Here is a 24945-nt window from a genome sequence, read left to right on the forward strand (position 1 = left end):
AAATTAATTCCTCCTATTGCCCAGTTTGGGCTTTCAATTGATTGTATAAGTCGGGATTGTCACGTAGCAAAATCCCTTGTTCCGTTAAATTAAATGTATCTTTCGCAAACGGATTTGGTTTATTGTAGCCACCTGGTAAATGTTGACCGCCTGCTGGTGGTGTTTTGCCCTTCAAACTATCGGATTCAAATAAATAAGCATCTGATTCTTTCAAAGCCTTCAGTTGATCTTCAAGGCCTAAAAGCGTTTGTCCATCTTGCTTGATGCCTTCCACGTCTAATAGAGCTTTAACTGCTTTCGGGTTCTTAGCTTTTGCATTACGTAATGCTTCTGACAATGTAAAATCGAAGTCTTTTTGCTTTAACTTTTCTTCATAGTCAGCAACCGTCGTTTGGTTCTGCTCTTGTAATGTTTGAATTTGCTTCTGCAATTCTTCATTGCCAGCTGCTTTCTTGCTTAAATCGTCAAGCTGATTATCACGATCTGTAATTTGGCCTTGTAAGTCCTTAACCTCTTGAATTTTGTCATCAAGACGGCTTTTAGGAACCATTTGACCAAAACCTGTTATAACCTTATCTGCTTGCTCTTCTGTTAATCCTAATGCGAGTAGTGCTTCTTTGTTCATCTCTTCTCCTCCTATTCGTTTTTTACGTGTAACGACACGTAGGCATAATAAAAAGCCCTTTAACGCCTTGCTTAGGGCGAAATAAAAAGCCACTCAGATGAGTGACCCTTATTTATTCTTCTTCTGGATTATCTATTAATGCTATATATGCTATTTCAGAAACTGCTAAAAATACACATTCGCCGCCTTCCTCTAGGCTACAAGTTATAAAGGTATTTTGGCTTAGAACAATGTCTAATCTTTCTTTCGCAGCTTTATAATTATCTGCTCCAATTTCTGAATAAAACCGCCTATTTCTTTTAGTCCTAATTATTAAATCGTATTTTTTCATTTTCCCACCTCGGTAAAATGATACATCGAACTTACTTATTTCGAAATAGCCTTCCGATATTCTTCAAAAGTTCTTTTCGCAACATCTTTCTGACTCTGCTTTTCTATTCGCTCTATGTTATAACCTGTTAAGCATCGACAATTAATATCGTGATGAGCATAGCCTGTCATACCTGGTGCTTGTCCTTTTTCCTCTCCACCTAAATCAAATGGTTCATCAACTGGAACACTTTGACCGCCTAGTGATACATGGTTAGCCTTTGGAGTGCGACGGACCCTTTCATCTTTCATATTCATCCATCGTTTCATCATGACAATACCTTGGCTATTCGCTTCTTGTGCAGACCCTAAAGAAGCTTGCTCACGTACTCTATGCGTCTCAGTTCGAGCAACCCGAACTGATTTAACATAATCACCTTCAAATGCCTTTGTAAGCCTGCTAGCGGTTTGCTTGTAGGTACTTCCTTGAACAAGTGATTGAGTAACCTCACGTTTTACTTTGATGATAATCTCGCGCCGATTTTTCTCCAAGGTTTCGTCAAGTGTAAGGCCGCTAATTGGATTCTGCATGGCCTTTTCAACTTGTTCTACCTTTGTCTTCATATTTTTCAAACGAATATCTGCCTCATTTTCGATAGCCCACGCCATCCAATCCCAACTATACACATAGTGTTCATCTAACAAGTCTAGCAGGCTATCTCGTTGCTTTTTGGACATTGTATTGATTAAGACATTCATTTGAGTATGAAAGCTGTCTAATCGCTTGTATTTCATCATTTCGGCATAGGTAAGCTTGCCGTCTTTCTCGTAGCTGTTAAATATGCTGCCTAGAAGAGCGAGAGCCGCTTTAATTAACTCGCTGTACATACTGTTTAACTCTTTTTCATACTTCTTAGTGACTTTATCCGACCACTTTGCGAGTAACTTAGCGTACTTATCTAAATCAATCATCTAGCCACCTTCTTTTACAACAAGAGGTTCTATATCATCTTTTTCCTTTTCCAACCGCTCTTGCTCCAGTTGCACATCTTTAACCCAAGGATGATTTTCAATAATTGTAGTTTGCGAGATAACCCCTAAACTCTTTTGAGCCATATCAACGATTTGTGATTCATTAGTCAGGATCATTTTGTTAAAAGTGAATGTGATATCTCGATAATCAAACTCACCTTTTTTGCTCAACTTAGCGTACTTCGCAACAAACCACATGAACTTTCTCAAAGCTTTGGTGAATTTACGCTCTAACATGGAAGCCTTAATGTCCAACAATGAATATAGGTTCCGTAACGCCTCACCACTTGGAGCATCTCCGATAATATCCGGCGATGGATTTACACCTTGACCGAAAGAATAAATATCAGTGGTATAAGTGTCTCGTTGTGTTTTATAAGCTTCAACTGGAACCTCGGCGCTTAACGTATCGACGCCAGAACCTTCCTCTGCTTCCATCGTGATAGCACGATATCGTTTGAGCATCGTTTTAAATTCTTCTAAATTCTCACCCTCGTAGCCTTTTAAAACATAGATCATTGCTTGAATATCCTCTAAGACGTCTTGCGTAGTACTCACTAATGAGTCGTAGCCGTCAATTTGCCTTTTGTAAAAGGTAAGGTCTGATACACCAAATTCATTATTTTTAAATTCGATGAAAGGAACATTCCCCCAACTCACACCTTTATCACCTTGGTAGAAATGCGGCGCTGGGTTGATCTCTTCGTTCACATCAATAAAGATTTCGCCGTTAAGCATTTCATAGTAGGTCACATCATCTGGGGTCCATAATTCTAGCTTCACTACCTTATCGGTAACCTTATAAAAACGAATGCCCGCCCGAAGTTTATCCTTCCGCTTCGTATCGTAGATAGGGATAAACTCTTCTGCTGGTATGATGATGTGTTGAAACTCTCCATCCTCATCGACATAAGGATGAAGCCACTCTTTACCTTTGTTTGAAGCATTCAAAATTAATTCCGGTAGCGTATCTTCAAACTCTTCACCGATTAATTCTTCGATGAGTTCAAGCGCCTTCTTGTCATCACTTTTTGAACCAAAAGAAAGAGGCTCCCCAGCAAGATAGCCGACTTTTTGGTCAACTAATATCTTGTGAAAGCCCGATGGTATCTTGGATGCTTCTCTTGTTGCGTCGCCATCAACTAATTTGGTGCCGTTTGCATCATAGATATATACTTTCTTATTCAGAATGTCGTTTTCGGTAAAGTAATACCTTACGCCTTCTAATAATTTCGATGGATTGAATGTCGTGTACAGTTCCTTAACTGTATCGATCGCTTTCGGCTTGTTGTTTTCTATAATTTCTATGAACTCATCTGTTTGAGTCCTTCCAAGTAGCCAATGCAACTGTTATCGCCTCCTTACTTCAAAATTGTAATACCACGTTTCTTCATCACAACTGTATTCACAAAGTATCTGTCACCGTCCATTTGGTGGTCATTCTGCTTTACTGGTTTATCTTCGCCACGATCTGCAGCTTTCTCATCCCAAATGTAAGATGAAAACTCTCGAAAGGTTTCTTTGCAGCAATCATTGTACTTAATCAATTGCTTTTCTAAGGCTGTTGCTACGTTACGAATACCGTCCAGCACATCGTTTTTTGCTTTAATTACACGCAAACCGCGCTTCTTTAATACAGCAATGAAAGATGCTGCCGACGGATCGACAATAATACCTTTAAAGTGTGAAACATCACCAATAAATTGTTCTAAATCATTTGCATATTCTTCATCAGTCTTCTGTTTTGACTTCTGGCGGCCATCATAGTGATATTCCTTTATCTTGTACCAAACACCATTAAAAAGACCCCACAAACCAAATGTTGTAGGGTTTTGAGTACCATAGTCGATACTGACATAATACTTTTCATATTCACGTTCAACAGTCTCTACTACATGCTTTTCATTATCGAACATGTCATAGATAACACCTTCGGCAAGTACCCATAACCCAAGAATGAATCGCTTGAAAAATACGCCACTATACATGCGCTTATAACGTTCTTTAACACGATCAGATAACGAAGGGTTGTCATCCATCAAGAAATGAATCTGGAATAGATTCTTCTCTTCCATCTTGTCGATAAATTCTGTTTTAAACCAATGATAAGGGCCCGCTGGGTTGCAGTTGAACCAGAACTTTGCACCTTCAACAGAACAACGCGCCGTTGCTTGGTCAACGAATGATTTCGGCATAAGCGCTACTTCATCGAAAAACATTCCGGCGAGTGTAATCCCTTGGATAAGATCTTGTGAAGCTTCATCTTTACCACCAAAGTAGTAAAAGTGATTTGTCTTACCATTCTTCGTAACGGTAAACATGTTTTCTGTACGATGTTCTTTGACTTGATACTTACGGCTTCGTAACATCTTCGACAAAGGCTTGAAAACGTTACGTCTAAATGAACCAATTGTTTTACCGGCCATACCTAAGTTCTCATCGTCAAAGCTTTCCATCGCCCACATGATGTACGAAAGAGACATCACAACCGTTTTACCAGCTCGGACTGATCCGTCGCAAATGATACCGTCTTTGTCCTTGTATGGCGACTTGCCATGAACCCACCAAGTGAGGACTTTCTTTTGCTTCATACTAAACGGCGAGAACTTGAAGAGAGCGGGCTTTTTCTTTCGTTTAATCATCCCAATTCACCTCTGCGCCTCCAAGTGCTTCGATGAATCCATCGTCTTCGTACTCTTCTTCCTCACCAGTTTCTTTTCGAATAGCAATGTTATTGCGTTCAATGTCCGTCTTGGTCTTCTCAATATTTAGCTGCATTTGCTCTAGCTTCATACGTCGCTCATCGTATTCATCCGAAAGCTCCAAGAATTGCTTCACTACATTGCGCCATTCGGCTGTTAAGCGCGCTTCTGTCTTAATGTACTCTGCATATTGTTCAAAGGCATATACAACCTTGTAGCGCGTTGAAGAGCCAGTCTGACCATCGGCTGTCATATCTTCCTCTCGCAAAGTGTCAAAGCGATTTTCTACGAACATGATTTTATGCAGTTGGATGAGTGAAGCGAACTTTGTTTCAATCTGGAACCATAACCTATCTGCTAGTGTCATGGTCTTAGTGTCTTCGATGATCTCTAACATATCTTGTGGCAACCACTTACGATAGAAGCCATGTTTTACAGATGCTTCATTCCGTTTCGTGAATTGGTTCTTCGGATTACTGCGATAGGACTTCTTTTCTTCTTCACCCTTTGCTTTACTAGCTTTTAAGGGAGCTTTACTATTCGGAGTACTCCGTTCATCTGTTTGGAGTACTCCGTTCAATTTCTTATTCCATTTGTCCTTTGATTTCCAACCACCAATACTCTTTTCAGGACAACCCAACATCTCAGCAATTTTACGGTTTGTAATATCGCCGCTATGCTCTTTAAATATCTCAAATGATTTATCCCGATTTGGATCGCGTACTCTTGGCATTAGTCATATCACCACCTCGTTTCTTAGCAGAATCTTTCGCCCTAAGTTTGCGAGCTTTCTTTAAATTCTCATATTCAATCCAGCCACCATCTATTGAGGACCACATAATCACATCTATGGGAATTTGATAGCGACACTCAAACATTTTCTTTCGCAATGGGAAATCTCTTGATATAGCCATTTCACTGCCTTTTACATCAATTACTCTTGTAATTTCATCTGCATAATGGACAATGAAATCTGGTGTGAACTTAATCGACTGTCGTTTCTTCCCTTCAATCGAATAGCCTTCAAGCAGTAAATACGTCTTTTGCATTTCAAACGATTTCACGATGCCTTGTTCCTGCAATTGTTTCAGATGCAAATAATATTGACTTTCTAATGTTGAATCGAAAATAATCCCATCGACTTCAACTTGTTTGTTTTTGTATTTACTACGCGCCATTTCATCACCTCATTTCTGCAAAATAAAAAAACACCCCGAAGGATGCTAATTATCGATCTTTTTATAAACAGTACTATATAGTAGTCAATATTTCCTTAGCTTCATAAAGCTTGAATTACGCTACTCTACTTTATCACTAGAATCGATTAGCTTCCTTAATAGCATTTATCCAATCAGTTAAACCGGATACCAGTTTCTGATGTTCCTCATTAACTACATTAGGCGGTTTAGAGTTTTTAATTAATTCTAATGTATGGTCAAAGCCCGCTATTGCCAATTGAAATTCTATACTTTGACTCTTGGTTTGATTGTTTACTAAATAAATAATTCTTTCGATAAACTCACCAATGAGTTTTAAATGGACATTATATTCCATATACCTTCTCTTCATTCCCTCACCCCCTGCACTAACTATATAGGTTAATAACTAGGAAGTATATGAAAAAAGGCTACCGCAAGCAACGATAGCCTTTTTATAAGGGGTTTCAATTCATGTTGAGATATACATCATCATGGTGATTTTGCATCTCATATAAACGAACAATACAGCCGAGCCTATAATACCTAGTCCAGTAGCCTGCATTTAATTATTTGATGCTCCGTATTATTCGCTTATATCAGACGTAATCCGTTTTAGCGGCATATAGCCAACGTCAATAGCCTTCTTGGGTTGGTTGGTTTTTCTCAACCTTTTTAATGATCTTGCAAACAATATTCATATACCGAAGGTATTCGGACGACCGGGGAATCCGCCTCCCCGGTACCTGCCTTCCAGTGTACAATACAATTTTTCTTTAAAAAAACTTCATAAAAAGTATAAAAACTATAAAATATATAAAATTAACATTCTTCGCATATATATTCGGCAATTTTACATTGTCGGTACTGAATTGCAGGTTGTGAGCACATTAGCAATTTAGCAATCTTGGTTTGTTTCATCCCATTAAGTGTATGTTGGAGAATCATTTTATTTTTTTCTTCCATCTTTTCAAACGCGCTTGATGTAAGGAATTCCTGCATAAAAGATACCTTGTCTCCTGTTTCACCATAATCTGAAATACACCTTTCAATTCGTGTAATCTCATTCCATATGGGATCGCTTTTCCCGCCTTTAGCATGTGGCATGCCATCGTATTTTGCAACAGGGGCATAAATAGCATTGAATTCTTCTCTCATATTGGCGATGTAGTTAATCATCCAATTGTAACTAGTCATAATCGACAAAATTTCAGCCGCTGAATATTTCTTCTTAGTTAAAGTTTGCGTCATCTTCATTTCCCCTTTTATCTCTATCTCTGTTTAAAAGCTCCGCCACTTTTTCTATATCGTGGTCTACGAACACCCATTAATTCTTCTATATCTCTTTGCGTAAGCTGTTCTTTTCTCTCTTTATGACTATTTGTACCTTGTTTCTTTATCTCTTCTTCTGAAGCATGTGACACCCATTTTATTTGAACACCATTCATACCCACATCCCCTTTGCGGCTAATAAAAAAGGAGCACCAAATGAACGCAGCAATGCGTAAATTCGATGCTCCCGGTTGTTCCGATAAGCCAGTTATTAAGCTAAGAATATTTTAGCATATCTGTGATTCTTTTGTATAAGAAATCCCAACACATTTTTCTATTTATAATTTTAAAAACTTCTCTCAAAAAAAGAAGGGTAAGAACGATTACTGTCATGGAGTTAAATTACAATGCGTTTCCTACTTATTAACAATGGGGCAAGTCTTAGTCAAAGTCGTGAGGCAGTTAAATAATGGCTGATTCTTCTGTTTGAAATGTATTAATCTGTTCCATAATGAAATTAGAAAGAAAAGTTAAAGGAACCAGACTAATCTTTCCAAATTCATCAAAAGAATAGAACAGGAGGAATGGAATGCTCCAGCTAGAATCGATGGTTGAAAAATTAAACGCTACTTTTTATAATTCTGTAGATTTTGTGGCAAGAGAGGTCTCGTTTCCAAATGATCAATATGCTATTCTTTGCTACTATAGTTCAATGGCTAATACTAAAGATGTACAAGATATAGTAAACGTCTTAAAAATACAATCAACGTTTAATGAAAAAGATTGGGATGCAACGATGGCCACCCAAAAAGAAAGCTATAATCTACAACAATTAGTGGACTATGTATGCCAAGGTTATACAGTGCTACTTTTATTAAACACTCAACAAATGGTACGTTTTACCATGCCTAATTTGCCACATCGGTCTCCGGAAGAACCGACAAATGAAGCCGTCTTACGAGGCTCCCATGGAGGATTTGTCGAAGATATAGACGTGAATTTGGGGCTTATTCGAAAAAGGATGCGAGTGCCTAATTTAATTGTAAAAAAGGTGACTGTTGGAACGGAAAACAAAGCAGATATTTATTATATGTATTTAGAGCGTTTTGCTGATCAAGATACCCTAGCAGATTTAGAGCGAAAGCTTGTAGGTATGAAAGAAAAAACAGATGGATTATATACATCAGGGCAATTGACTGATTTCATTGAGGATTCACCTTACTCACCATTCCCCCAAATAATGAATACAGAAAGGCCAGACAGAGTATTTGCAAATCTTGCTGAGGGGAAAATTGTTTTAATGACCGATTATTCACCAACTGCTTATGTGGCACCTGTCACATTATTTTCATTTTACCAATCACCTGACGATTTTAATAGCCGTATAGTTGTCGGGTCTTTTTATAGAATGGTAAGGGTCGTTAGCTTCCTCACAGCTGTTTATTTACCTGCCTTTTATATTGCTATAGTCAGTTTTCATTATGAAGTTCTTCCAATTGAATTAAGTAAAAAACTAAAATTAGATATTAGTGAAATACCATATATACCACTAGTTGAAGCGTTAATTGTCGAAATTATCATTGAATTGATCCGAGAGGCTAGTGTCCGGTTGCCAAAATCTTTAGTTCAAACAATTGGTATTGTCGGCGGTTTAGTTGTCGGAGATGTCATCGTTAATGCAGGTTTAGTGTCTAACATGGTTGTAATCGTCGTAGCATTGACTGCAATTTCTAGCTATGTTGTACCGTCGGTTGAGTTAAATACTTCGGTGCGTGTATTACGTTTCCCTTTCATGTTTTCAGCTGCATTACTGGGTTTCTTTGGCATATTGATTGGTTTCCTAATTTTAAATATACATTTATGCAACTTAAGCTCTTTGAAGTCACCATACTTTTACCCAATTGTTCCATTTGAACCAATGAAAATTGGGCAAATTTTTTTTCGAGGAAAGCATACCAAGTCAGATGTTCAATCCAACAGTTTTAATCCGAAAGGAAGAAAAACATGAATTTTACAATAACAAAAGTTCAGCTTTTTCTCATGCTCTTTTTTAGAACGACGGGTATTATATTCATTGCTTATTCAGAAGCTCTTCTTAATGCGGGCGGACGAGATGCTTGGATTATGTTCTTTGTTGCTGCCGCCTTTGTTTTTCTTCAATTATGTTTATACGAAAAATTTTATAAATATTTTGAGTTAGGAAAGATTATAGGCTGGATTTATATTTTTAGCTGGATTCTCTTGTTAGTAGTATCTTTAATCTATCTTCAATACACTTTAAATATTTGGGTGCTTGAAAACACACCAAATTCAGTTTCATTGCTATTAATGCTCTTCGTTTCCTATTACATTAGTGTCAGTAGACCATCAACTGCTGTAAATATGCCCGTTTTTTTAATTCCTTTCGTCTTAATATTTGTAATTTTTCTTATGTTTGCTACACCCGAATTAGAATTCTCCCGACTTTTCCCTATTGGAACAAGTTCAGGTCACCAATGGATCATAGGGACGCTTTATGGATTAGCTTCATTTACAGGCTTAGAAGGTTATTTAGTATTAAGAAAATATGTTTTACCTGAAGATAAATTGCGTTTTAAAGATATATTAATTTATCAATCCATAATAACACTGTTTTCTGGCTTTTTATTATTGGTAGTAAAAATGTATTTTGCAACAGCTTCATTGCCTTATATTACCGAACCCACCTTATATATATTAAAATCTATTGAAGTTACATTTGTAAAAAGACTAGACATTTTCTTCCTCTATATTTGGCTCTGCTGGAGTATTATTTCATTCAGTCTGATTATATTTAATATTCGGGTTGTTTATTTTCAAAAAAAGCGGAAGCATGAAAAAATGCCAATGATCGTATTGCATATTTTTCTCTTTATTGGAAGTATAGCTTTTTTGAATATCGGGGTTGTAGAATTATTTAGAGATTATCTCCAATATTTTTACATTCCTTATACGGTGATTTTACCCATATTCGTCATTTGGAAAAATAAAGGGAGGGGATCAAAATGCGCAAAGTGATTGTTTTTCTTCTTATAAGCACTTTATTCCTTAGTGGATGTTGGGATCAACGGTTATATAAAGAACTCTCTGTTATTTCTGTAGTAGGCGTAGAAGGAACCATTGGAGATCTTAAAGCCTACTATGCATACCCTAGCTCAAGTGACGACCCTACTAAATATATAGTGCTTGAAGGCAAAGGCAAAACAGCGAGAGAAGTAAGGATTAATGCCAATAAAAAAACCGAGCAAACGATGGATATAGCTGAATTGACTACTATATTAGTTAGTGAAGAAACCGCTAAGGATGATTTATACGATTTGTTGGATGTTTATTATCGATCAGCTCAGAGTCCGATGACAGCTAAGGTTGCGATTACAAAGGGTACGCCAAAAAGGTTTTTAGAATTAAAAGAAACCATACCAAGGGAGATTGGAGAGTACTATTTAGATTTTATACAGAGTTTTGAGCAAGCTACAATATATCCTACAACAAATTTGGAGATTGCAGCTAACCTTATGTTTAGTGAAGGAAGAGACCTTGGATTACCATACTTAAAAACGAGTAGTGACAAAGCTCTTCCTCAAGTGGAAGGAATGGCTTTGTTTAATGGAAAAAAATTCACTGGTGAGTATCTTACTCTAAGAGAATCCACTTTTGCAACTTTATTAGGCTATGGGAAATCAAAAATTGTGGAGTTAGCATATCTGTGGAACAGAAATGAAAAAGAGGTACCGGTCGGGTTTGATGTCATTCGCTTTAAGAAAAAGAAGAAAATAACAAAAGATGGAGATAACATAAAGGTGAAATATAATATTTACATGCCTATTGTTATGACAGAATATCCGCCAGATCATTTAGATCGAAAGCAAGTAAGAAAACCATTAGAGAAATTTATTGAAGATAGCGTAGAAAAAGACATCACTAGAATGTTTAAAAAGTGCCAAAAGGCTTCTTCCGATGTAATTGGGATTGGTGAAGATATCCGAGCCTATTATCCCCAATTATGGAGAGAAGGCAAATGGAAAGAAATATATAAAGACATCCAAATAGAAGCAAATGTAAATGTGAAAATCATACGCAGTGGAAGTATTCGATAATTTAATGAGGGTGTTGTCATCATTTTTGATGGAACTCCCTTTTAATTTGTATTTTTATTGTCCCAATTATCTTATTGCAATATAGAAAAAGTAATAGATACCTATATTTTTCAAAACTTTTGTGTATATTTAATCTCCGAATGCGTAGGCTCCCCCTTATACCAACTAATCTCTTGTTTCCCATAACCGGACGGTGGAGCATCTACTCGGGTAATTCTGCCGCTGGCAACAACATATACAGCATTATCATGTAAATCAATTTCGGCGATCATATCGGAATCTGTCTGGATTTTTTTGACCATATTACGCCTCCGCTCTAATGTTTTTATAAAAATGAATCTTTTTAGATTCTTATCCGTATAATTATTACCTGATTGATAATAATAAAAGTGGACGGTCTGCAAACCGTCGTATCTAACAGGCTCCTACACGCTTGAATTTGATTCAAGCGTGTTTTCTTTTGTTCTCTAGCTGCATTAACACTGCATATGCGCTGCTGTCTCTGCATTCAGTTTGAATCTTGCTAATTTGCTTCCAACCGCGAGTTTCATAGTCATCATTCCTTTTTTGTAAGTCCATTGCTGTATAGCCGCGAAGAATCTTTCTTCCAACATCTCTTCCCCAAGCCATCTAATCACCTCATCTTTTTTATTTTTGCTCTAATACACGCGCGACATTTCTCATGTATCTTAATTGCTGCTCAATGTAAGGTCCTTCCGGTTTTCCACCACTTGCTAGATAATCTGTAATACGCTTGTCCACATCTTGCAACACCTCAACTGGCATCTTAGGAGCAAGCTGCGCTATTTGTTCCGCTAATGACATCATTTTCACCGCCTAAAATATCGAAAATTGTTACTTGGTTCTTCAAAAAGTCCTCTTCTGCTTTTCGTACCCGACAAGTAGGGCCAATACCAAACTTTATGGATCGCTTGGATTTTAAAGGCCGGTTACATCGTGCACAAAGGCATATACTATCGTCATTCATATACTTTAAGCCTCCATCGCCATTCTGATAGCAAGACACATCTCTGCAACGGTAATCGTTACAATCATTAATTCAAATACTGACAATGCCCTTACCTCACTTTCTGATTTCGAAATCTTGCGAACTTTTATAGCCTGTGTTAATTACAGTTTAATTCTTTTTTGAAATCGTAAATAAATGATTCAAACTTCCGCCTATTAAACTTAATTAGTCTAGTTAAATTATATTTGTTAGGCGGTTGTGCATAAGGTCCACCAGCTTTAATAACATTACTCCCAATTTGCAACAAACCATTATTATCAAACTCTTTGTCGTAGTAATCGTCATAATCTGCACCCATACTATCTGCAACTCTTGGGTTAAATGATATCCAGCTTTTTCTAGCTACAATTATTAAAAAATCGTATAGCGCTTTAAAGTTCTCTTCCGCAAATTCGAATCTGTGGTAAAGACCCTTGCCATCAATATAAAGCCCGCCATTTCTGTGTTCTCTCAAATCTTCTTCTCTGTACTTTTTCAAGAAGAATATTGCTGACTTGCGATATTGTACTATTAGCTGCTCACCATTCTTATCAGTGAAAATTTGTTGTTGCACCCTAACTCCTCCTTATTAAGTATTTCCATTTAACTACTCCACACCTTTACCGCCATTTAGGTAATGCACGCGATCTGCCGCATCTTCTTTACTGTTCCAGTCACTGTCTGTATGCCATGTGCCATCTGGTGCATAAAAACCTACTGTATAAACCCATGGTTCTGATTGAACATAAACCCATGTAATTGTCATTACGCAACCCCCTTAATTTTGCTTTCACCAGCTAGAAAATTGACTGCATATTCTAGAGCTCCATCACGATCTAGCCCTGTGATTTGCATTAACTGAGCAGTGTATTTTTCGAAGTTATTACCGAATGTCTTATCACCAAACTTTTCATACTGGCAATAGGCGATAACAATCTGATCAATAATGTATTTGATGTTGTTTGTTGGTTTCATCCTACATTCACTCCTTCCAATAACTCTGGATTTTCATAGATATTGCCGATTACTTCACAACGATGAGCAAACAATTTCACTCCACTGCATTTTTTTAATAGGTTGCCTTCTATGTCGTATTTACGGCATTTATTTAGCACGTACATACCGCTTGGCGTTTGACTAACTACACCGACAAAATATCCTTCTTCAATAAGTTCATCACCTAATGGAGAACCATCATTATCGTAATCAGTCTTCCAAATATCAAATTCACGTTTAGCTATATCATTCAAGTAAATCTCGTGATTCACTTTATCTTTTTGGCCTGTAAATTGACTGACTGTATTAGGGTCAACTTGGATAGGGACATTTAATTTATCCCAACGAGGCAAGATATAAGCCTTGTCACAAGTTCTCTCATATTCTCGAGCATCAGTAATAAAATCTCCTTCATACCACTTGTTGTTTAACAAGCTTTTACCTCGAAACTTAATCTCCCGCATCATTTAGCCTCCCTCATCTTCAATAATCTGTGATTCAATTTAATATCCTGCTTAATCGTCACTGTATAATCACTGCACATTTCAAAAATTCGTGTGCAAAGCGCTTCGTCAATGTCCAGCATGTCATCAAACGATAGCTCACTTGATATAAGTAATGGTTTGTTGTTTAAGTAGCGATAATTAATCACTTCAAACATCTTTTCCACTTGCCACGCTGTAGCTCTTGGCTCTTTGATTCTTAAGCCATTTACAACCTTGGTAACGGGCTTGAAAAGATCATCGATAAATAAGACATCAACTTCTTTTAAACGCTGAATTTTATTTGCTAGTTGGTCAAAGTCACTTCTTAAATCCTCTGTCCCTTCAATGTAAGGAAAGTAAAGAACTGGCACTAATAACTTCGTAATCATTCCATTAGCAATTGCTGATAACAGGTGTGTTTTCCCTGCTCCTGGTTGTCCAATCAATGCGATGCTGTTGCATCGTGTATTTTTAATGCTGTTAAATGCTTGGCAGTATTGAAATGCCGTATCATACATTTTTTTAATGACCTCTTGATAACCTTCTGTATGAAAGTTACCGAAAGTCATTTTCTGAAATTCATCTGTAATCTCCGACGTCTTCAGCAATTTATTAATCTTCTTTTGTTTTACGCATGAACATTCCACCCAAACTTCTTCTTTGCGAATGTACTGCCCATTTCCAAATACATCTGCTTCTCGCCATTCAATGATGCCGCCTTGATCTTTGCACTTATCACAGTTGTAATTAATCGCTGCAGTAGTCTCCGAAGACGGTTGGACGGTTACTCGGCCCTGCATTTCCTTGAGAACTTCCTCGATTGTTCTGGCCATTATGTTCACCTCGTTTCTTAGATTCATAGATTTCAGCTTGTTGTCGATTAGTTACGAGATTCTTTTGCCAACCGTTCAATATCGATGTGGCATATCTCATTGGGTTTGTTACTTTCGGATTTAAAGCTGTGATTTCAAATGCATATAAAACTAAATCCGTATCGAAATCATCAACCAACCCTCCTAGCATTTCTCCAATGATTGGACTTACTAGAGAAAAATTGCTTTCATAAAAGTCTTTTACCTTAACAAACTCCATGTCTGGTTGGTTGTTGTAATCTCTTGTTGTATTCTCTGTAGTATTCTTTGTAGTAATCTCTGTATTTGTCTGACGTTCTAAAGTCATAGGTGTAGCGTTTGAACGTGATACCTCTGACGTTACAACGTCACCCCTATGACGTTTAAATGTCATAGCTATGACGTTAGAGTGTAAAACCTCGATAAACAGTACGTTACCCAACTTGGTTCCATTAGCATTAATGGTTCTAAAATGGCGTTTTATTAAACCTAAGTCTTCTAATCTAGTAACAGCTTCTTTTGCTTGTCGTTTAGTAATTCCAAATTGATCTGCAAAACTTTCATATGAACGTTGTAATAAATCTGCTTTAAATTTCTTTTTTACACCCACCACCATTCCAGTAGCTTCATTTTTCACATAAGTTGGACGATGCCAATAAATAATTTCAGATAGAATGACGATACCTGTTAAATCTGCTTTTCCGCTGTCGAACTTGATACTGTCGAACCAAGTGTGAGGAATAATATTACCTTCTAAATTCATTTGGCCTATTGCATCTACTGCTGCATTTCCTGTCGTATACATTGGTTCACATCCTTTAAATTCTATTAGTCTCGCAAATCGCTAATCTTTTGCTAACTTTAATCACTCGATAACCGTCATAGCGCTTCATATATTCAAGTACAAGTCTTTTAATTTCATCTTTATCGCCCTGAGCCTGCTCGAAAATCCATGCAGGCAGGACGACTTTTGTTTGTGTATTCATCGTTTATGCTTCTGTTGCTTCAGCTTCTAAAATCTCATCAGGCGCCTGCACAAAAACATCTTCTCCTGGAGTCACATCTTTAATGCTTCGACCGACTCCTTCGTCATAAGCTACTTGTTCTTGCATTTCTACACTTATCGGAAGGTACTTCCACATATGACGGACCACTGTTTTCTTTGCCATTTCTTCATAATCTGTAGACCAAGGAGAGTAATTTGAGCTTGCAGCCTTAGAACGACCTTTACGCTTTTCGATATCTGCCTTACTCATAAACTCAAATTGATGTCCACCATCTTTAAAATGCGCTACTGCATAGGCTCCTATGAAATCCCCTTTATCCGTTGACATTGTTGGCGTATGTTTCAACTTCGGTTCCAAGCCTAGTTCATACTCAAATTCATCATTTTCGTAGACTGCATGAGAATAGATAGATTGAATGTGGCCGCTTCGTCTAGCAAGATCAATCATCCCTTTATAACCGATGATGAACTGAACTTCAGTGATTCCCTTTTTACCGTTTTTGAAAGGTAGCAAGTAGCATTGGCCAAGTAAGCCGGGTTCTAATCCTAGTTGAGCTGCTTGCATAACTGCCCCTAGTAAACTTGATACATCAGCTTCGCGTAGAGCTGGGGTTGTCCTAATTGTTGTCATAGCCAAGCGCGTTAAACGATCAACGCTCATATGCTTTGGTAATGCTTCTGCCATGGCAGGAGCCATTTGCTTCATGTAATCCTCAATTGTCTTTGGTTTTTTCGCTTGAGCCGGTGCCTGCTGCTTCATTTGTTCTTTTAGTTCAGTTGTAGTTGCCATTATATTTTCTCCTTTATATTTATTAGTAATTGATATTATTGAAGAATCCCTGTTTTTGATGATTCAATTTTTGATAAATCCAATTTAGATCCACAACGTGTGCAAAAAAGGGCTTCTTCAACGTGCCGATTTTTTGCACATGTATTGCATTTCACATGTTTTGTTTCTTCTTTTGACATAACACCGATTTTTTTCCCCATAATTAGTTAGCCTCCTTAATTTTCAATACACGTGCATTTGATTCTTTTGCATATTTCTCGTAAACATCCGGCGCTTCTGCCTTCAAACGTTTACTATCAATTGTTTTTCGTGTTTGTGATTTATATGTCACTTTAAAACGTTCTGAGTAGCCTTCTGACGCACTTTCAAGTTGCATCTTAAGTTTGTTCTCGTACTCTTTTAATTGGCTTTCTAGGCCCTTCTTTTCTGCTTTAAGTGACTCTATCGCTTCAATTAATGTGTTAGCTTGTTCATCCAAGACAATTGCAGATCCATCGTCTTCTGGATAGAGCTTTTGCAATAACTCAGCTGCCGATGGACTACCGTCGATTTCTGGAGGGTTTTCTGAAAGCACGTGATTTTCCCAGAAATTCTTTTCGTGATTAATGAGCAAATCTATAAATTCGTCATCACGCTCAATCTCTTTCCAAACAAATTGATTTCCACCGATTAATACAGCGATATAGGCTTTTTCATAGCCAGTGACAGCTAGATAATGTTGCACCTGGCATATATAAGCTGCAGGAACGCTATCTCCATCCCAAACATCTTTGTTATAGGTAGAGGTTGTTTTACATTCGAGCAATGCTTTTTCACCAACCACAACACGATCTAGGTTTGCTTGTATGAATGGGTAATCTTTATGCTTAAGCATTTTGTTCATTCGGCGCACCTTTTTGCCGGTCCGCACTTCAAACTCCTTAGCTACAACATCTTCAAGAACATTGCCCCAATAAATAAACTCATTGTCGATTTCTTCAACGTGCTCCCCTGTCTTCTCAAGATATAGTTTGAATGGTGATTTCCATTTGTTAAATCCTAAAATGACGGAGCTATCACTGCCGCCAATCCCTTTCTGGCGTTGCTTCAACCAATCATGGCGAGGCATATCAACTGTTGAAATGAAATTTTGAACCATGCATTTTCTCTCCTTTCGTGATATAATCACGTAAATACTGTTAGTCATGGGGACCACTTTGTGAGAGTGGTCTTTTTATATTTCTCGCAAAGCCCCAACTTTCTTAAGGTGGCTTTCAAGGCAGGATGTGCAGCAATACAAATCATCCTCAAACAACACGCCTTCAAACCCTTGAAATACCAAATCTCTGCATTCTTCACATCTACCTACTGGAGTAGCATACAACTCTTCAAAGCCTTGGCCAGATACCATTGGATTTTCTAACATAGTTACGCCCCTTTCTGATTTTTTGATGCCATTAACTCGCATCATGAAACACATGAGTTGATAAACAAATTGGAGGCCTTTTCACCTCTTTATATAGACTTTGTCTCATGTGCTTCATGACAGGAGCTATCCTGTCGTGTTATAATGAATAAAGGTAGACTCATGTAGCTGGTTAACTCCCAATAGTTAGCCGGCTATTTTTCATTTTCATGTTTGTATGAGAAAATCATTGATGTAAGAACAACAGCAACTGCAACTGCTAAACTTACGATGATTAACATATCTAAGCGATCATACATATCTCGCCACCACCTTTGATTTGATTCCTCGTTGATTCATTGTTTTTGCTACTTTGACTAACCTGTCATGCTCTCTTTTTGTATGTCTCATTTTGCAAAGTTCTTTCAAAGACTTGTTGATATCATCCATACATATCTGAGCCATTGCATAATTCCCACGTTCGATATGTATCGACAGTTGTTTTTGCAGCGTATCGATGCAATCATGCTCTTTCTTTGCTTTCTCCAAGTCTCTAGGTCTAAATTTCAATTCGTTCATTGCAACCATCCTCTCGCCTTCCATCTTGGTGTCATTGCTTTCATACGTTTTTTAATCGAAATACCATAATCCTCTTGCAACTGGGTTAACCAATTTTCTAAGGACAATCGAGCATCCAATATTTCATCAAAGGCCTTTACCATCAGCTCTCTTTCGTGTTTCTCCATTGCTTGCGGTGGTTTGGTGAAGTCCACTTCTTTCAAAGCATCGAGCGCTTCTTCAAACTGTTTTTTTAACATCGCAAGTAAAGATAGCCGATGTCTTTCGATTGCTTTTCCATCCATCATCGGAACGGTGAAACCATCACTAAATTCATGAAGAATTTCTATTGTGTAGCGCGGGTTGTCATATATAGCGATTGACTCCCGCGCAATATCCTGTTGCATATTCCTGCGATCATTCCTCATCTGATTTACTAGCGATGTACTAACGTTTAAATCCATCGACATTTGTTCATTTGTAAGTTCTTCTTCCTTTGATAAAAGCTTTATTGCATCTCCAACCTTTGTTGATTTGTGCAAAGTCATTGTTACTCCCCCTTTTGTGTATATGGCTGTAAACATCTGTACACAGCATTGTTCTATAATCTAGTTAGGTGAAAGAATACGAAGCTCACCTTGTCTTTTATATTTTTCGTATTGTTTCTCCATAGTTGGCTCAAATGGTGCTGTCGGCTCGTATATCTGAGGTACGGATTGTTCTTCAATCCATTTGTCGATAAGGTCTTTTCTAAAAAGCCATTTGCGACGACCAGGAAAGCGAAGGACCGGCAATCTTTGTTCATTTACATATTTTCTTAGAGTGCTTAGAGAAACGCCGATGTAGTCTGCTGCTTGTTTTGTGTCCATGGTTGTTTTGGTCATTTGACTGATCCTCCTTAGACTGCAATGCCATGCAGGATTTTATTGATGAAATAAACCTGACCTTTACCAGTAACTTTTGTGGTCCGTGTTACTCGAATGCTGCCGTCTGGATTATTGAAGGTTCTTTCAGTCACTTCAAACCAACCACGCTCCATTGCATATTGAGTTGGCTCGTTGTAATGGGAACCTTTCTTGCCCAGATAGCCATTTTCACGCATCCATTCGAATAATCGATTTTGTCCAATCTTGATGCCGTTTTGAGTAATGATCTTGGCAAGTTGTCCAATTAAGATTGATGTTTCGCTTGCTTCTACAGCACTAGCAAACAATACTTTTGGTTTCTGCCTTTCGACCTGCGCTTCGGCGGCCATCCGTTTTGCCTGTTCTTCTTTCAATTGAGTAGCAATTTTGATGATGGTGTCTGGATCAGTAAGTACTTTTTCGATTGTGTCGGTTGTCATGTAAGTACCATGTTTTCGTATCGAAGGGATAACCTCAGAAGTAACCCAGCGTTTAAAGCGTCTTGCTGATTCTAACTTAGATGATAGAACTAAACTGTACATTCCAGATTCGTTGATTATGGTAAGCCCTCTGTTAGATTCAAAACTGCTATTTTGACAGTTTTGCTTGTCCTCTAAATCAACGTGCTTTTTTAGTGCTCCATACGTGTCTGAATAACCTAAGACATTAGCTACATCTTTTCCGACAAACCAAGGTTCGCCTTCTTTGTCGATAATTCGGATCTTTTGATTTTCAAAATTAAACATTTGTAATTGATTCATTTGTTCCACTCCTTAGTAGGTATTTCCTCACTCTTTGTCGAATATTGACTTAGGGGAGGTGATAAGATGCCTAATAAAAAACAAACTTCTAAAAAGATAGCTAGTAAGGCAAGTAAAATTTTGAAAGATAACCGCTACAGTAAAGCGTCGAAATCAGTTGCTGGTTCAGCACTTTCACAATCTAGAAAGAAATAGTTTTCAACCTATTTTCTAATTGAAGAGATGCAATGAATTCTTTTTGAATGTAGACGGTATAGCTTCCTGTTTTCACGCCAATGAATTGTCCAGGCACTATACTGTCAATCTCTTCAGGTATATCTTTGATTAGGGATATATTTTTGTATTCATCACCATTAACAAGTGTTAGCAGTTTAACTTTAATTTGTTTTCACCTACCTTCCGGTTCTCTATTGCACCAAATAATTAATATATTGCGAAGCTCACTCAATTAATTGCTTATTGGTAGGTGCAATTTCGAGAATTTAAGCTGACGTCTTTTCACGCAACTTATGGTTGCTTACTGTTTCAAAAAAAATTGTCCACTCTACTCCAAGTACACTCGCAATTTTTTTTGCAACATCAACTGATGGTCTACGCTCACCATTTTCAATCATTCCATAATACTGTCTAGTTATTGATGCCCCTGACTTTTCAGCTACCTCTTGGTGAGTTAAACCAAGTTTATCTCTTTTGGAAATTAAAAGAGATTTTAAATCTTTGGTTTCCATTGTTTCACCGCCTAACCGCAACTAGTAGTTGCTTTACACTCTTTATTATACGCAACTTAAAGTTGCTGTCAACACTTTTATGCAACTTTTTATTACCTTTATTACTTAACTATAGAAAAGCAACAAAATGTTGCTTATAATTTATTCAAAGGTCAATAGAAATGAGGAGTCATTATGTTCGCTATAAGACTAAAATCTTTAAGAAAAAATAAAAAATTAACACAAGCACAAATGGCTAATATGCTTGGGATTACAAGGCAGGGGTATGCAAAGTATGAAAATGATGATAGTGAACCTGACTTATCCACTATTGATAAATTAGCAAATTTCTTTGGTGTAACCACTGATTACCTACTAGGTAGAGATGATAGTGAAAGCGATCTCCCGAAACTCACAACTAAAGATGAAAAGGATATTGCTAAAGATTTAGAGAAAATAATCGATGGTCTTGAGGGTCATGGCAATGGCTACGCTCAATTTGACGGACAAACAATCGAAGATATGGATGAGGAAGATCGTGAGTTACTAATTGCATCTTTAGAACAATCTATGCGTTTAGCAAAGAGAATGGCGAAGAAAAAATTCACTCCTAAAAAATTCCGAAATAAAGAATAATAAAAGGGGTTGTTTAGATGTACATCAACGATATAATTTCAGAGTTAGTAACAAAATACAAAACTAATGACCCTTTTCAAATTGCAAAAGAAATAGGAATTGTTATTCTTTATCAGGACTTAGGAAATACATATGGTTATTACCGTACTTATAAGCGAATGCCTATTATACACATCAATAATTCGATCGATGAGAAAGAACAAAGATTTACTTGTTGCCATGAATTAGGACATGCAATATTACATCCATATATAAATACTACATTTTTAAAAAAGAACACATTTTTTTCAGTAGATAAAATAGAAGTTGAAGCAAATTATTTTGCAACACATCTACTTCTATATAATCAAGAGTTTGAAAATTACGAAACTAAGATTGATATTTTAAGAGAAAATGGTATTCCTTATGAAATGGAAAGGTTTTTGTAGTAAAGATTGATTTTTTAATAAAGGAGGAAATATTAATGAAAAGAATTTGGTCTAAGGTATTGGCAGGATTGATAGTTACTGGTTTATTGGGAGGTTGCAATTCAAACGAGACATCCAATGAGAAACCTGATAAGGCGGAAGTAACGCAAATAAATAAAGACACTTTAAAGGATGGAAGCGCACCTGTTTCTGAGGAAAACAAAAAAGGTTTTGTCGAAGATGGTATATTGAATAAACCAGGAGAATGGACACTAGAGGAAGACGGCACTAAGGTTACATTGATTAAAATAATTGAGCCAAATAAGAAAATAGACGTAAAACCTATCAAAATCAAAATAAAGGACATAAAATTACTAGAAAGAACAAATATGCAAGACGGTAATTATAAAAACTACGCTGAGTATCTATACGACAAACCTATTAGTGATAAGTTAAATGTTATCCAAATTCAATATGAAATCGAAAATACAGTAGATAAAGATGTTTCTTTTTTAGCTTTCGATAAGATTACAACAAATACAAGACAGCAAATTGATGGTAGTGTAAGTTTAATAAACAATCCAGATCCACGAGAATATATGGGAAGGGTAGAAACTGAAGGTACAATTGTATCTGCTTATTTTAAGGATAACTTTGAAGGTTTAAATGAATTAAATATCCTTACTGGTGAAGCCTACGACACAAACGATACTTCGATAACTTACCACGAACCAGTAAAAGTACAACTTAAATTTTAAAATGCAGTACGTATGTTTATTCTTTTAAACATCATAAAATCCCTGTTAACGGGATTTTATTTTCCAGACAAAAGGAACATACGTTCCAAAACTTTACCAATTTTTTGACATGACGTTATATTTGGATTGTGCCTCTCCCCCAAGAAAATCAGGTATGGAAGGCAACTATCCGGAAAAACCGGATAGTTCAAATGTGCAATATTAGCAGTTATTAAGCAAAACTTAACAACTGAATTTCTAAAAAAAAGCTCACTTATCAGCGCTTTAAGAACGCTTTGTACATCATCCTATATTGAAATAGCACATATAACAATGATTATGTTAAATAATGAAAGGAGGGCTCTTACATGGCTAAAGGACATGCAAGACCAAGAGGTAAAGGTAAGTATGAATTAGAGGTGAATTTAGGGAGCTATATTGATCCGAGTACTGGCAAAAGAAAACGTCTACGCGAGTTTAGAACCATTGAAGCTAAAGGGCAACGTGAAGCCGATAAAGAATTGGCCAAGTTCGTTGCTGAATTAACAGATGGCCAATATCATAAGCAAGAGAAAATTATGTTCGTGGATTTCGTATTAAAAGAATGGCATCCAAAACATGCTGTGAAGACTTTATCCTCTACTACACTCGATACTTATATGCGTTACTTAAGACTTCGCATATTGCCGGTATTTAGTCGGCTCCGCATGGACCAAATAACTTCGGTTCACATATCAGACTTCTTGGACAACATAAGTGAGGAAGGTATGCGTATGGACGGCCAAGAAGGTACACTATCAGCAAACGCCGTATTCTTTCACTTAAGAGTACTTAACAATGTATTTAATTATGCGGTTAAAAGAAAAATCATAAAACAATCGCCGGTTAAAGAAGTAGATAAGCCACGTATTCCAAAGAAAAAAGTTGAGGTTTATGATCTGCAAGAATCTCGGTTGTTGGTAGAAGCGTTAGAAAAGGAACCATTGCATTGGAGGGTAGCATTAAAGCTAATGATTACAGCTGGCTTACGTCGTTCTGAGATATATGGGCTTGATCTGGATAAACATGTTGATATTCCAAATAGAATCATACATGTAGAGCAAGCAATGACATATACACCAGGTAATCCAGTGGATCTTCACCCTATCCGTAAAGGTGAAGAAGGGGAACAACAGGGTCAACGAGATATATTCATATCTTCTTTGGTAATAGATGATCTTGCAAAATTAAAGAAATACCGTGCTGCAGAACGTTCTACCTTCCCTGTCGATGAATTGTGGATGAAAGGAAAACACAATTTACTCTTAGCACACGAAGATGGCACTCCGTATAATCCAACTGGATTAAATAAATGGTGGGGCCGCTTCATTAAAAGGCATCAATTAAAGTATATAAAACCGCATGCTTTACGTCATACTTTTGCTTCTATATTAATCAATGAAGGTGTGAATGCTAAAGTAGTATCGACTCAACTTGGACATTCCACTACAAAGACCACTTTAAATATTTACAGTCATGTATTTAGAGATGCAAATGAAGATGCCACAATTAAGTTGGATTCTGCAATCAGTTTTGGAGGAAAAAACGAGGAAAAATGAAATGTGAACGCCATTTGCCGGTAGAACCGCCGGTATTTGCCGGCATTTTGGTAACAAAAAACACGGTTCTTATTGTAAGAACCGCGTCATATCAACGTTTATAAGTAAGCTTCCAACCGGGCTTGAACCGGTGACCTCTTCCTTACCATGGAAGCACTCTACCTACTGAGCTATGGAAGCATAAATTAGATTATAGTACGACATTAATCCTAATGGCAAAGACATTTTTAATTGTAAATTGGATACAATCTTTTGTCAACAATATAATGAAAAACTATTTGCTTACTTTAACTAAATAAATTATTTTTCTATAGGATAAGTATTTTTTAAATAATAAGTGATGATTAGAAAACTATCTCAAGGCTATTTATACGATAACAAACCTTCAAATTTATATAATAAAAAAGACACTACTGATTGAATCAGCAGTGTCTTAGTATGCCTAGCAACGTCCTACTCTCACAGGGGGAAGCCCCCAACTACCATCGGCGCTAAAGAGCTTAACTTCCGTGTTCGGCATGGGAACGGGTGTGACCTCTTTGCCATCATTACTAGACTTACGGCTTCCAATACACATCGCACTAGTGCGTCAATTTCACTCATTCACATCCTCATGTACATAAGTACACTCCGGTGTTCATTCGTTCATTTCCTTGTATTGCTCGTGTCTTGAAATCCTCTATTGAAAGAAAGTTGTTCTTTCAAAACTGGATAAACGTGAATTGAAGATTCTTAAGAATTTGGTTAAGTCCTCGATCGATTAGTATTCGTCAGCTCCATGTGTCGCCACACTTCCACCTCGAACCTATCTACCTCATCGTCTTTGAGGGATCTTACTTACTTGCGTAATGGGAAATCTCATCT

General features: G+C 37.1%; 38 protein-coding genes, 1 tRNA gene and 2 rRNA genes. 8 read left to right on the plus strand and 33 right to left on the minus strand.

Going from position 1 to position 24945, the window contains the following annotated elements; genetic code table 11:
• Nucleotides 1-13 precede the first annotated feature (13 nt).
• From RCJ93_RS15575 to RCJ93_RS15620, 10 genes are all read right to left on the minus strand, one after another.
• Nucleotides 14-625, minus strand: coding sequence for a phage scaffolding protein (locus RCJ93_RS15575; protein WP_066790778.1), 612 nt, complete (start codon nucleotides 623-625; stop codon nucleotides 14-16).
• Between the two features lie 112 nt (nucleotides 626-737).
• Nucleotides 738-956 (minus strand): hypothetical protein, encoded by a 219-nt coding sequence (locus RCJ93_RS15580; protein ID WP_066790780.1) that lies wholly within the window; start codon nucleotides 954-956, stop codon nucleotides 738-740.
• Nucleotides 957-991: 35 nt separating this feature from the next.
• Complete coding sequence (locus RCJ93_RS15585; protein ID WP_446739503.1) at nucleotides 992-1906, minus strand: phage minor head protein; 915 nt, start codon at nucleotides 1904-1906, stop codon at nucleotides 992-994.
• Complete coding sequence (locus tag RCJ93_RS15590; RefSeq protein ID WP_446739504.1) at nucleotides 1907-3313, minus strand: phage portal protein; 1407 nt, start codon at nucleotides 3311-3313, stop codon at nucleotides 1907-1909.
• A 14-nt stretch (nucleotides 3314-3327) separates the two neighbouring features.
• Nucleotides 3328-4608: a PBSX family phage terminase large subunit gene (locus RCJ93_RS15595; RefSeq protein WP_446739505.1), complete on the minus strand. Its 1281-nt coding sequence runs from the start codon at nucleotides 4606-4608 to the stop codon at nucleotides 3328-3330.
• Nucleotides 4601-5401 carry a phage terminase small subunit gene (terS, locus tag RCJ93_RS15600; RefSeq protein ID WP_446739506.1) on the minus strand — a complete coding sequence of 267 codons (801 nt, stop codon included), beginning with the start codon at nucleotides 5399-5401 and terminating at the stop codon, nucleotides 4601-4603. Before terS ends, RCJ93_RS15595 begins: the two co-directional genes overlap by 8 nt.
• Nucleotides 5370-5846 (minus strand): DUF1064 domain-containing protein, encoded by a 477-nt coding sequence (locus RCJ93_RS15605; RefSeq protein WP_446739507.1) that lies wholly within the window; start codon nucleotides 5844-5846, stop codon nucleotides 5370-5372. The genes terS and RCJ93_RS15605 overlap by 32 nt, the downstream gene beginning before the upstream one ends.
• 136 nt (nucleotides 5847-5982) lie before the next feature.
• Nucleotides 5983-6237, minus strand: a complete 255-nt coding sequence (locus RCJ93_RS15610) for a hypothetical protein (RefSeq protein ID WP_446739508.1) — start codon at nucleotides 6235-6237, stop codon at nucleotides 5983-5985.
• Between the two features lie 449 nt (nucleotides 6238-6686).
• Nucleotides 6687-7115: a hypothetical protein gene (locus tag RCJ93_RS15615; RefSeq protein WP_446739509.1), complete on the minus strand. Its 429-nt coding sequence runs from the start codon at nucleotides 7113-7115 to the stop codon at nucleotides 6687-6689.
• Between the two features lie 20 nt (nucleotides 7116-7135).
• Nucleotides 7136-7312 carry a hypothetical protein gene (locus RCJ93_RS15620; RefSeq protein ID WP_446739510.1) on the minus strand — a complete coding sequence of 59 codons (177 nt, stop codon included), beginning with the start codon at nucleotides 7310-7312 and terminating at the stop codon, nucleotides 7136-7138.
• Between the two features lie 413 nt (nucleotides 7313-7725).
• On the opposite strand from RCJ93_RS15620, the gene RCJ93_RS15625 reads away from it, so the two are divergent.
• From RCJ93_RS15625 to RCJ93_RS15635, 3 genes are read left to right on the plus strand one after another with little or no spacing between them, the layout of a single operon-like run.
• Nucleotides 7726-9144 carry a spore germination protein gene (locus tag RCJ93_RS15625; protein WP_446739511.1) on the plus strand — a complete coding sequence of 473 codons (1419 nt, stop codon included), beginning with the start codon at nucleotides 7726-7728 and terminating at the stop codon, nucleotides 9142-9144.
• Complete coding sequence (locus tag RCJ93_RS15630; protein ID WP_446739512.1) at nucleotides 9141-10172, plus strand: GerAB/ArcD/ProY family transporter; 1032 nt, start codon at nucleotides 9141-9143, stop codon at nucleotides 10170-10172. The genes RCJ93_RS15625 and RCJ93_RS15630 overlap by 4 nt, the downstream gene beginning before the upstream one ends.
• Complete coding sequence (locus RCJ93_RS15635; protein ID WP_446739513.1) at nucleotides 10160-11251, plus strand: Ger(x)C family spore germination protein; 1092 nt, start codon at nucleotides 10160-10162, stop codon at nucleotides 11249-11251. The genes RCJ93_RS15630 and RCJ93_RS15635 overlap by 13 nt, the downstream gene beginning before the upstream one ends.
• Nucleotides 11252-11361: 110 nt before the next feature.
• Here the strand turns inward: RCJ93_RS15635 and RCJ93_RS15640 are convergent, their stop codons facing one another.
• From RCJ93_RS15640 to RCJ93_RS15730, 19 genes are all read right to left on the minus strand, one after another.
• Entirely contained in the window at nucleotides 11362-11553 is a 192-nt protein-coding gene (locus RCJ93_RS15640) for a DUF3954 domain-containing protein (RefSeq protein WP_446739514.1), read from the minus strand.
• A gap of 142 nt (nucleotides 11554-11695) precedes the next feature.
• The gene (locus RCJ93_RS15645) at nucleotides 11696-11881 is read right to left on the minus strand and encodes a hypothetical protein (RefSeq protein WP_446739515.1); all 186 of its coding nucleotides are present in this window, start codon (nucleotides 11879-11881) and stop codon (nucleotides 11696-11698) included.
• Nucleotides 11882-11899: 18 nt separating this feature from the next.
• A complete protein-coding gene (locus RCJ93_RS15650) occupies nucleotides 11900-12076 on the minus strand; it encodes a DUF6877 family protein (protein WP_446739516.1) in 177 nt (58 codons plus the stop codon).
• The gene (locus RCJ93_RS15655) at nucleotides 12039-12239 is read right to left on the minus strand and encodes a DUF6011 domain-containing protein (protein WP_446739517.1); all 201 of its coding nucleotides are present in this window, start codon (nucleotides 12237-12239) and stop codon (nucleotides 12039-12041) included. Before RCJ93_RS15655 ends, RCJ93_RS15650 begins: the two co-directional genes overlap by 38 nt.
• A gap of 139 nt (nucleotides 12240-12378) precedes the next feature.
• Nucleotides 12379-12834 (minus strand): hypothetical protein, encoded by a 456-nt coding sequence (locus RCJ93_RS15660; RefSeq protein WP_446739518.1) that lies wholly within the window; start codon nucleotides 12832-12834, stop codon nucleotides 12379-12381.
• Nucleotides 12835-12867: 33 nt separating this feature from the next.
• Complete coding sequence (locus RCJ93_RS15665) at nucleotides 12868-13026, minus strand: hypothetical protein (RefSeq protein WP_446739519.1); 159 nt, start codon at nucleotides 13024-13026, stop codon at nucleotides 12868-12870.
• Nucleotides 13026-13235, minus strand: a complete 210-nt coding sequence (locus tag RCJ93_RS15670; protein WP_446739520.1) for a hypothetical protein — start codon at nucleotides 13233-13235, stop codon at nucleotides 13026-13028. The genes RCJ93_RS15665 and RCJ93_RS15670 overlap by 1 nt, the downstream gene beginning before the upstream one ends.
• Nucleotides 13232-13720 carry a YopX family protein gene (locus RCJ93_RS15675; protein ID WP_446739521.1) on the minus strand — a complete coding sequence of 163 codons (489 nt, stop codon included), beginning with the start codon at nucleotides 13718-13720 and terminating at the stop codon, nucleotides 13232-13234. Before RCJ93_RS15675 ends, RCJ93_RS15670 begins: the two co-directional genes overlap by 4 nt.
• Complete coding sequence (locus RCJ93_RS15680; RefSeq protein ID WP_446739539.1) at nucleotides 13720-14577, minus strand: DnaA ATPase domain-containing protein; 858 nt, start codon at nucleotides 14575-14577, stop codon at nucleotides 13720-13722. The genes RCJ93_RS15675 and RCJ93_RS15680 overlap by 1 nt, the downstream gene beginning before the upstream one ends.
• Entirely contained in the window at nucleotides 14489-15397 is a 909-nt protein-coding gene (locus RCJ93_RS15685) for a DnaD domain-containing protein (protein WP_446739522.1), read from the minus strand. The genes RCJ93_RS15680 and RCJ93_RS15685 overlap by 89 nt, the downstream gene beginning before the upstream one ends.
• 13 nt (nucleotides 15398-15410) lie before the next feature.
• Complete coding sequence (locus tag RCJ93_RS15690; protein WP_249775569.1) at nucleotides 15411-15578, minus strand: hypothetical protein; 168 nt, start codon at nucleotides 15576-15578, stop codon at nucleotides 15411-15413.
• Between the two features lie 3 nt (nucleotides 15579-15581).
• Entirely contained in the window at nucleotides 15582-16388 is an 807-nt protein-coding gene (gene recT / locus RCJ93_RS15695; RefSeq protein WP_446739523.1) for a recombination protein RecT, read from the minus strand.
• 35 nt (nucleotides 16389-16423) lie between these two features.
• Nucleotides 16424-16588: a hypothetical protein gene (locus tag RCJ93_RS15700; protein ID WP_446739524.1), complete on the minus strand. Its 165-nt coding sequence runs from the start codon at nucleotides 16586-16588 to the stop codon at nucleotides 16424-16426.
• Between the two features lie 2 nt (nucleotides 16589-16590).
• Nucleotides 16591-17526 carry a YqaJ viral recombinase family nuclease gene (locus tag RCJ93_RS15705; protein WP_446739525.1) on the minus strand — a complete coding sequence of 312 codons (936 nt, stop codon included), beginning with the start codon at nucleotides 17524-17526 and terminating at the stop codon, nucleotides 16591-16593.
• A 75-nt stretch (nucleotides 17527-17601) separates the two neighbouring features.
• Nucleotides 17602-17793, minus strand: a complete 192-nt coding sequence (locus tag RCJ93_RS15710; protein ID WP_446739526.1) for a hypothetical protein — start codon at nucleotides 17791-17793, stop codon at nucleotides 17602-17604.
• Between the two features lie 291 nt (nucleotides 17794-18084).
• Nucleotides 18085-18351 carry a hypothetical protein gene (locus RCJ93_RS15715; RefSeq protein ID WP_446739527.1) on the minus strand — a complete coding sequence of 89 codons (267 nt, stop codon included), beginning with the start codon at nucleotides 18349-18351 and terminating at the stop codon, nucleotides 18085-18087.
• The gene (locus RCJ93_RS15720) at nucleotides 18348-18878 is read right to left on the minus strand and encodes a hypothetical protein (RefSeq protein ID WP_446739529.1); all 531 of its coding nucleotides are present in this window, start codon (nucleotides 18876-18878) and stop codon (nucleotides 18348-18350) included. Before RCJ93_RS15720 ends, RCJ93_RS15715 begins: the two co-directional genes overlap by 4 nt.
• Nucleotides 18879-18938: 60 nt before the next feature.
• Nucleotides 18939-19214: a helix-turn-helix domain-containing protein gene (locus tag RCJ93_RS15725; RefSeq protein WP_446739530.1), complete on the minus strand. Its 276-nt coding sequence runs from the start codon at nucleotides 19212-19214 to the stop codon at nucleotides 18939-18941.
• 14 nt (nucleotides 19215-19228) lie between these two features.
• Nucleotides 19229-19996 (minus strand): phage antirepressor, encoded by a 768-nt coding sequence (locus RCJ93_RS15730; RefSeq protein WP_446739531.1) that lies wholly within the window; start codon nucleotides 19994-19996, stop codon nucleotides 19229-19231.
• Between the two features lie 66 nt (nucleotides 19997-20062).
• On the opposite strand from RCJ93_RS15730, the gene RCJ93_RS15735 reads away from it, so the two are divergent.
• Nucleotides 20063-20191 (plus strand): hypothetical protein, encoded by a 129-nt coding sequence (locus tag RCJ93_RS15735; RefSeq protein ID WP_256366241.1) that lies wholly within the window; start codon nucleotides 20063-20065, stop codon nucleotides 20189-20191.
• A 287-nt stretch (nucleotides 20192-20478) separates the two neighbouring features.
• On the opposite strand, the gene RCJ93_RS15740 is transcribed toward RCJ93_RS15735, so the two are convergent.
• Nucleotides 20479-20724: a helix-turn-helix transcriptional regulator gene (locus RCJ93_RS15740; RefSeq protein ID WP_446739532.1), complete on the minus strand. Its 246-nt coding sequence runs from the start codon at nucleotides 20722-20724 to the stop codon at nucleotides 20479-20481.
• 174 nt (nucleotides 20725-20898) lie between these two features.
• Here RCJ93_RS15740 and RCJ93_RS15745 point away from each other — a divergent pair, with 174 nt between their 5' ends.
• The 4 genes from RCJ93_RS15745 to RCJ93_RS15760 all read left to right on the plus strand — a co-directional run bounded on the left by RCJ93_RS15745 (nucleotide 20899) and on the right by RCJ93_RS15760 (nucleotide 24081).
• Nucleotides 20899-21339 (plus strand): helix-turn-helix domain-containing protein, encoded by a 441-nt coding sequence (locus tag RCJ93_RS15745; protein WP_446739533.1) that lies wholly within the window; start codon nucleotides 20899-20901, stop codon nucleotides 21337-21339.
• Nucleotides 21340-21356: 17 nt separating this feature from the next.
• Nucleotides 21357-21767 (plus strand): ImmA/IrrE family metallo-endopeptidase, encoded by a 411-nt coding sequence (locus RCJ93_RS15750; RefSeq protein WP_446739534.1) that lies wholly within the window; start codon nucleotides 21357-21359, stop codon nucleotides 21765-21767.
• Between the two features lie 35 nt (nucleotides 21768-21802).
• Nucleotides 21803-22504 carry a hypothetical protein gene (locus RCJ93_RS15755; protein WP_446739535.1) on the plus strand — a complete coding sequence of 234 codons (702 nt, stop codon included), beginning with the start codon at nucleotides 21803-21805 and terminating at the stop codon, nucleotides 22502-22504.
• Between the two features lie 347 nt (nucleotides 22505-22851).
• On the plus strand, nucleotides 22852-24081 hold the full coding sequence (locus tag RCJ93_RS15760) for a tyrosine-type recombinase/integrase (RefSeq protein WP_446739536.1): 1230 nt from the start codon (nucleotides 22852-22854) through the stop codon (nucleotides 24079-24081).
• 107 nt (nucleotides 24082-24188) lie between these two features.
• Here the strand turns inward: RCJ93_RS15760 and RCJ93_RS15765 are convergent.
• The 3 genes from RCJ93_RS15765 to RCJ93_RS15775 form a co-directional block, all read right to left on the minus strand.
• Nucleotides 24189-24261, minus strand: a tRNA-Thr gene (locus tag RCJ93_RS15765).
• 260 nt (nucleotides 24262-24521) lie between these two features.
• Nucleotides 24522-24637 (minus strand): 5S ribosomal RNA (gene rrf / locus RCJ93_RS15770).
• Nucleotides 24638-24821: 184 nt separating this feature from the next.
• Nucleotides 24822-24945: ribosomal RNA gene (locus RCJ93_RS15775) — 23S ribosomal RNA — on the minus strand; the annotation flags it as partial.

It is taken from the genome of Rummeliibacillus sp. BSL5 (genome assembly GCF_052928305.1).

Excerpts from the sequence above, each read along its gene's own strand:
- recT (WP_446739523.1), bottom strand. The coding sequence starts at position 16,388 with ATGGCAACTACAACTGAACTAAAAGAACAAATGAAGCAGCAGGCACCG.
- RCJ93_RS15725 (WP_446739530.1), bottom strand. The coding sequence starts at position 19,214 with ATGACCAAAACAACCATGGACACAAAACAAGCAGCAGACTACATCGGC.
- RCJ93_RS15650 (WP_446739516.1), bottom strand. The coding sequence starts at position 12,076 with ATGTCATTAGCGGAACAAATAGCGCAGCTTGCTCCTAAGATGCCAGTT.
- RCJ93_RS15755 (WP_446739535.1), top strand. The coding sequence starts at position 21,803 with ATGAAAAGAATTTGGTCTAAGGTATTGGCAGGATTGATAGTTACTGGT.
- RCJ93_RS15595 (WP_446739505.1), bottom strand. The coding sequence starts at position 4,608 with ATGATTAAACGAAAGAAAAAGCCCGCTCTCTTCAAGTTCTCGCCGTTT.
- RCJ93_RS15750 (WP_446739534.1), top strand. The coding sequence starts at position 21,357 with ATGTACATCAACGATATAATTTCAGAGTTAGTAACAAAATACAAAACT.
- RCJ93_RS15720 (WP_446739529.1), bottom strand. The coding sequence starts at position 18,878 with ATGACTTTGCACAAATCAACAAAGGTTGGAGATGCAATAAAGCTTTTA.
- RCJ93_RS15710 (WP_446739526.1), bottom strand. The coding sequence starts at position 17,793 with ATGTTAGAAAATCCAATGGTATCTGGCCAAGGCTTTGAAGAGTTGTAT.
- RCJ93_RS15705 (WP_446739525.1), bottom strand. The coding sequence starts at position 17,526 with ATGGTTCAAAATTTCATTTCAACAGTTGATATGCCTCGCCATGATTGG.
- RCJ93_RS15645 (WP_446739515.1), bottom strand. The coding sequence starts at position 11,881 with ATGGCTTGGGGAAGAGATGTTGGAAGAAAGATTCTTCGCGGCTATACA.
- RCJ93_RS15685 (WP_446739522.1), bottom strand. The coding sequence starts at position 15,397 with ATGTATACGACAGGAAATGCAGCAGTAGATGCAATAGGCCAAATGAAT.
- terS (WP_446739506.1), bottom strand. The coding sequence starts at position 5,401 with ATGCCAAGAGTACGCGATCCAAATCGGGATAAATCATTTGAGATATTT.
- RCJ93_RS15670 (WP_446739520.1), bottom strand. The coding sequence starts at position 13,235 with ATGAAACCAACAAACAACATCAAATACATTATTGATCAGATTGTTATC.
- RCJ93_RS15730 (WP_446739531.1), bottom strand. The coding sequence starts at position 19,996 with ATGAATCAATTACAAATGTTTAATTTTGAAAATCAAAAGATCCGAATT.
- RCJ93_RS15715 (WP_446739527.1), bottom strand. The coding sequence starts at position 18,351 with ATGAACGAATTGAAATTTAGACCTAGAGACTTGGAGAAAGCAAAGAAA.
- RCJ93_RS15665 (WP_446739519.1), bottom strand. The coding sequence starts at position 13,026 with ATGACAATTACATGGGTTTATGTTCAATCAGAACCATGGGTTTATACA.
- RCJ93_RS15675 (WP_446739521.1), bottom strand. The coding sequence starts at position 13,720 with ATGCGGGAGATTAAGTTTCGAGGTAAAAGCTTGTTAAACAACAAGTGG.
- RCJ93_RS15615 (WP_446739509.1), bottom strand. The coding sequence starts at position 7,115 with ATGACGCAAACTTTAACTAAGAAGAAATATTCAGCGGCTGAAATTTTG.
- RCJ93_RS15740 (WP_446739532.1), bottom strand. The coding sequence starts at position 20,724 with ATGGAAACCAAAGATTTAAAATCTCTTTTAATTTCCAAAAGAGATAAA.
- RCJ93_RS15635 (WP_446739513.1), top strand. The coding sequence starts at position 10,160 with ATGCGCAAAGTGATTGTTTTTCTTCTTATAAGCACTTTATTCCTTAGT.
- RCJ93_RS15610 (WP_446739508.1), bottom strand. The coding sequence starts at position 6,237 with ATGAAGAGAAGGTATATGGAATATAATGTCCATTTAAAACTCATTGGT.
- RCJ93_RS15575 (WP_066790778.1), bottom strand. The coding sequence starts at position 625 with ATGAACAAAGAAGCACTACTCGCATTAGGATTAACAGAAGAGCAAGCA.
- RCJ93_RS15700 (WP_446739524.1), bottom strand. The coding sequence starts at position 16,588 with ATGGGGAAAAAAATCGGTGTTATGTCAAAAGAAGAAACAAAACATGTG.
- RCJ93_RS15620 (WP_446739510.1), bottom strand. The coding sequence starts at position 7,312 with ATGAATGGTGTTCAAATAAAATGGGTGTCACATGCTTCAGAAGAAGAG.
- RCJ93_RS15605 (WP_446739507.1), bottom strand. The coding sequence starts at position 5,846 with ATGGCGCGTAGTAAATACAAAAACAAACAAGTTGAAGTCGATGGGATT.
- RCJ93_RS15580 (WP_066790780.1), bottom strand. The coding sequence starts at position 956 with ATGAAAAAATACGATTTAATAATTAGGACTAAAAGAAATAGGCGGTTT.
- RCJ93_RS15655 (WP_446739517.1), bottom strand. The coding sequence starts at position 12,239 with ATGAATGACGATAGTATATGCCTTTGTGCACGATGTAACCGGCCTTTA.
- RCJ93_RS15690 (WP_249775569.1), bottom strand. The coding sequence starts at position 15,578 with ATGAATACACAAACAAAAGTCGTCCTGCCTGCATGGATTTTCGAGCAG.
- RCJ93_RS15625 (WP_446739511.1), top strand. The coding sequence starts at position 7,726 with ATGCTCCAGCTAGAATCGATGGTTGAAAAATTAAACGCTACTTTTTAT.
- RCJ93_RS15630 (WP_446739512.1), top strand. The coding sequence starts at position 9,141 with ATGAATTTTACAATAACAAAAGTTCAGCTTTTTCTCATGCTCTTTTTT.
- RCJ93_RS15585 (WP_446739503.1), bottom strand. The coding sequence starts at position 1,906 with ATGATTGATTTAGATAAGTACGCTAAGTTACTCGCAAAGTGGTCGGAT.
- RCJ93_RS15735 (WP_256366241.1), top strand. The coding sequence starts at position 20,063 with ATGCCTAATAAAAAACAAACTTCTAAAAAGATAGCTAGTAAGGCAAGT.
- RCJ93_RS15760 (WP_446739536.1), top strand. The coding sequence starts at position 22,852 with ATGGCTAAAGGACATGCAAGACCAAGAGGTAAAGGTAAGTATGAATTA.
- RCJ93_RS15640 (WP_446739514.1), bottom strand. The coding sequence starts at position 11,553 with ATGGTCAAAAAAATCCAGACAGATTCCGATATGATCGCCGAAATTGAT.
- RCJ93_RS15745 (WP_446739533.1), top strand. The coding sequence starts at position 20,899 with ATGTTCGCTATAAGACTAAAATCTTTAAGAAAAAATAAAAAATTAACA.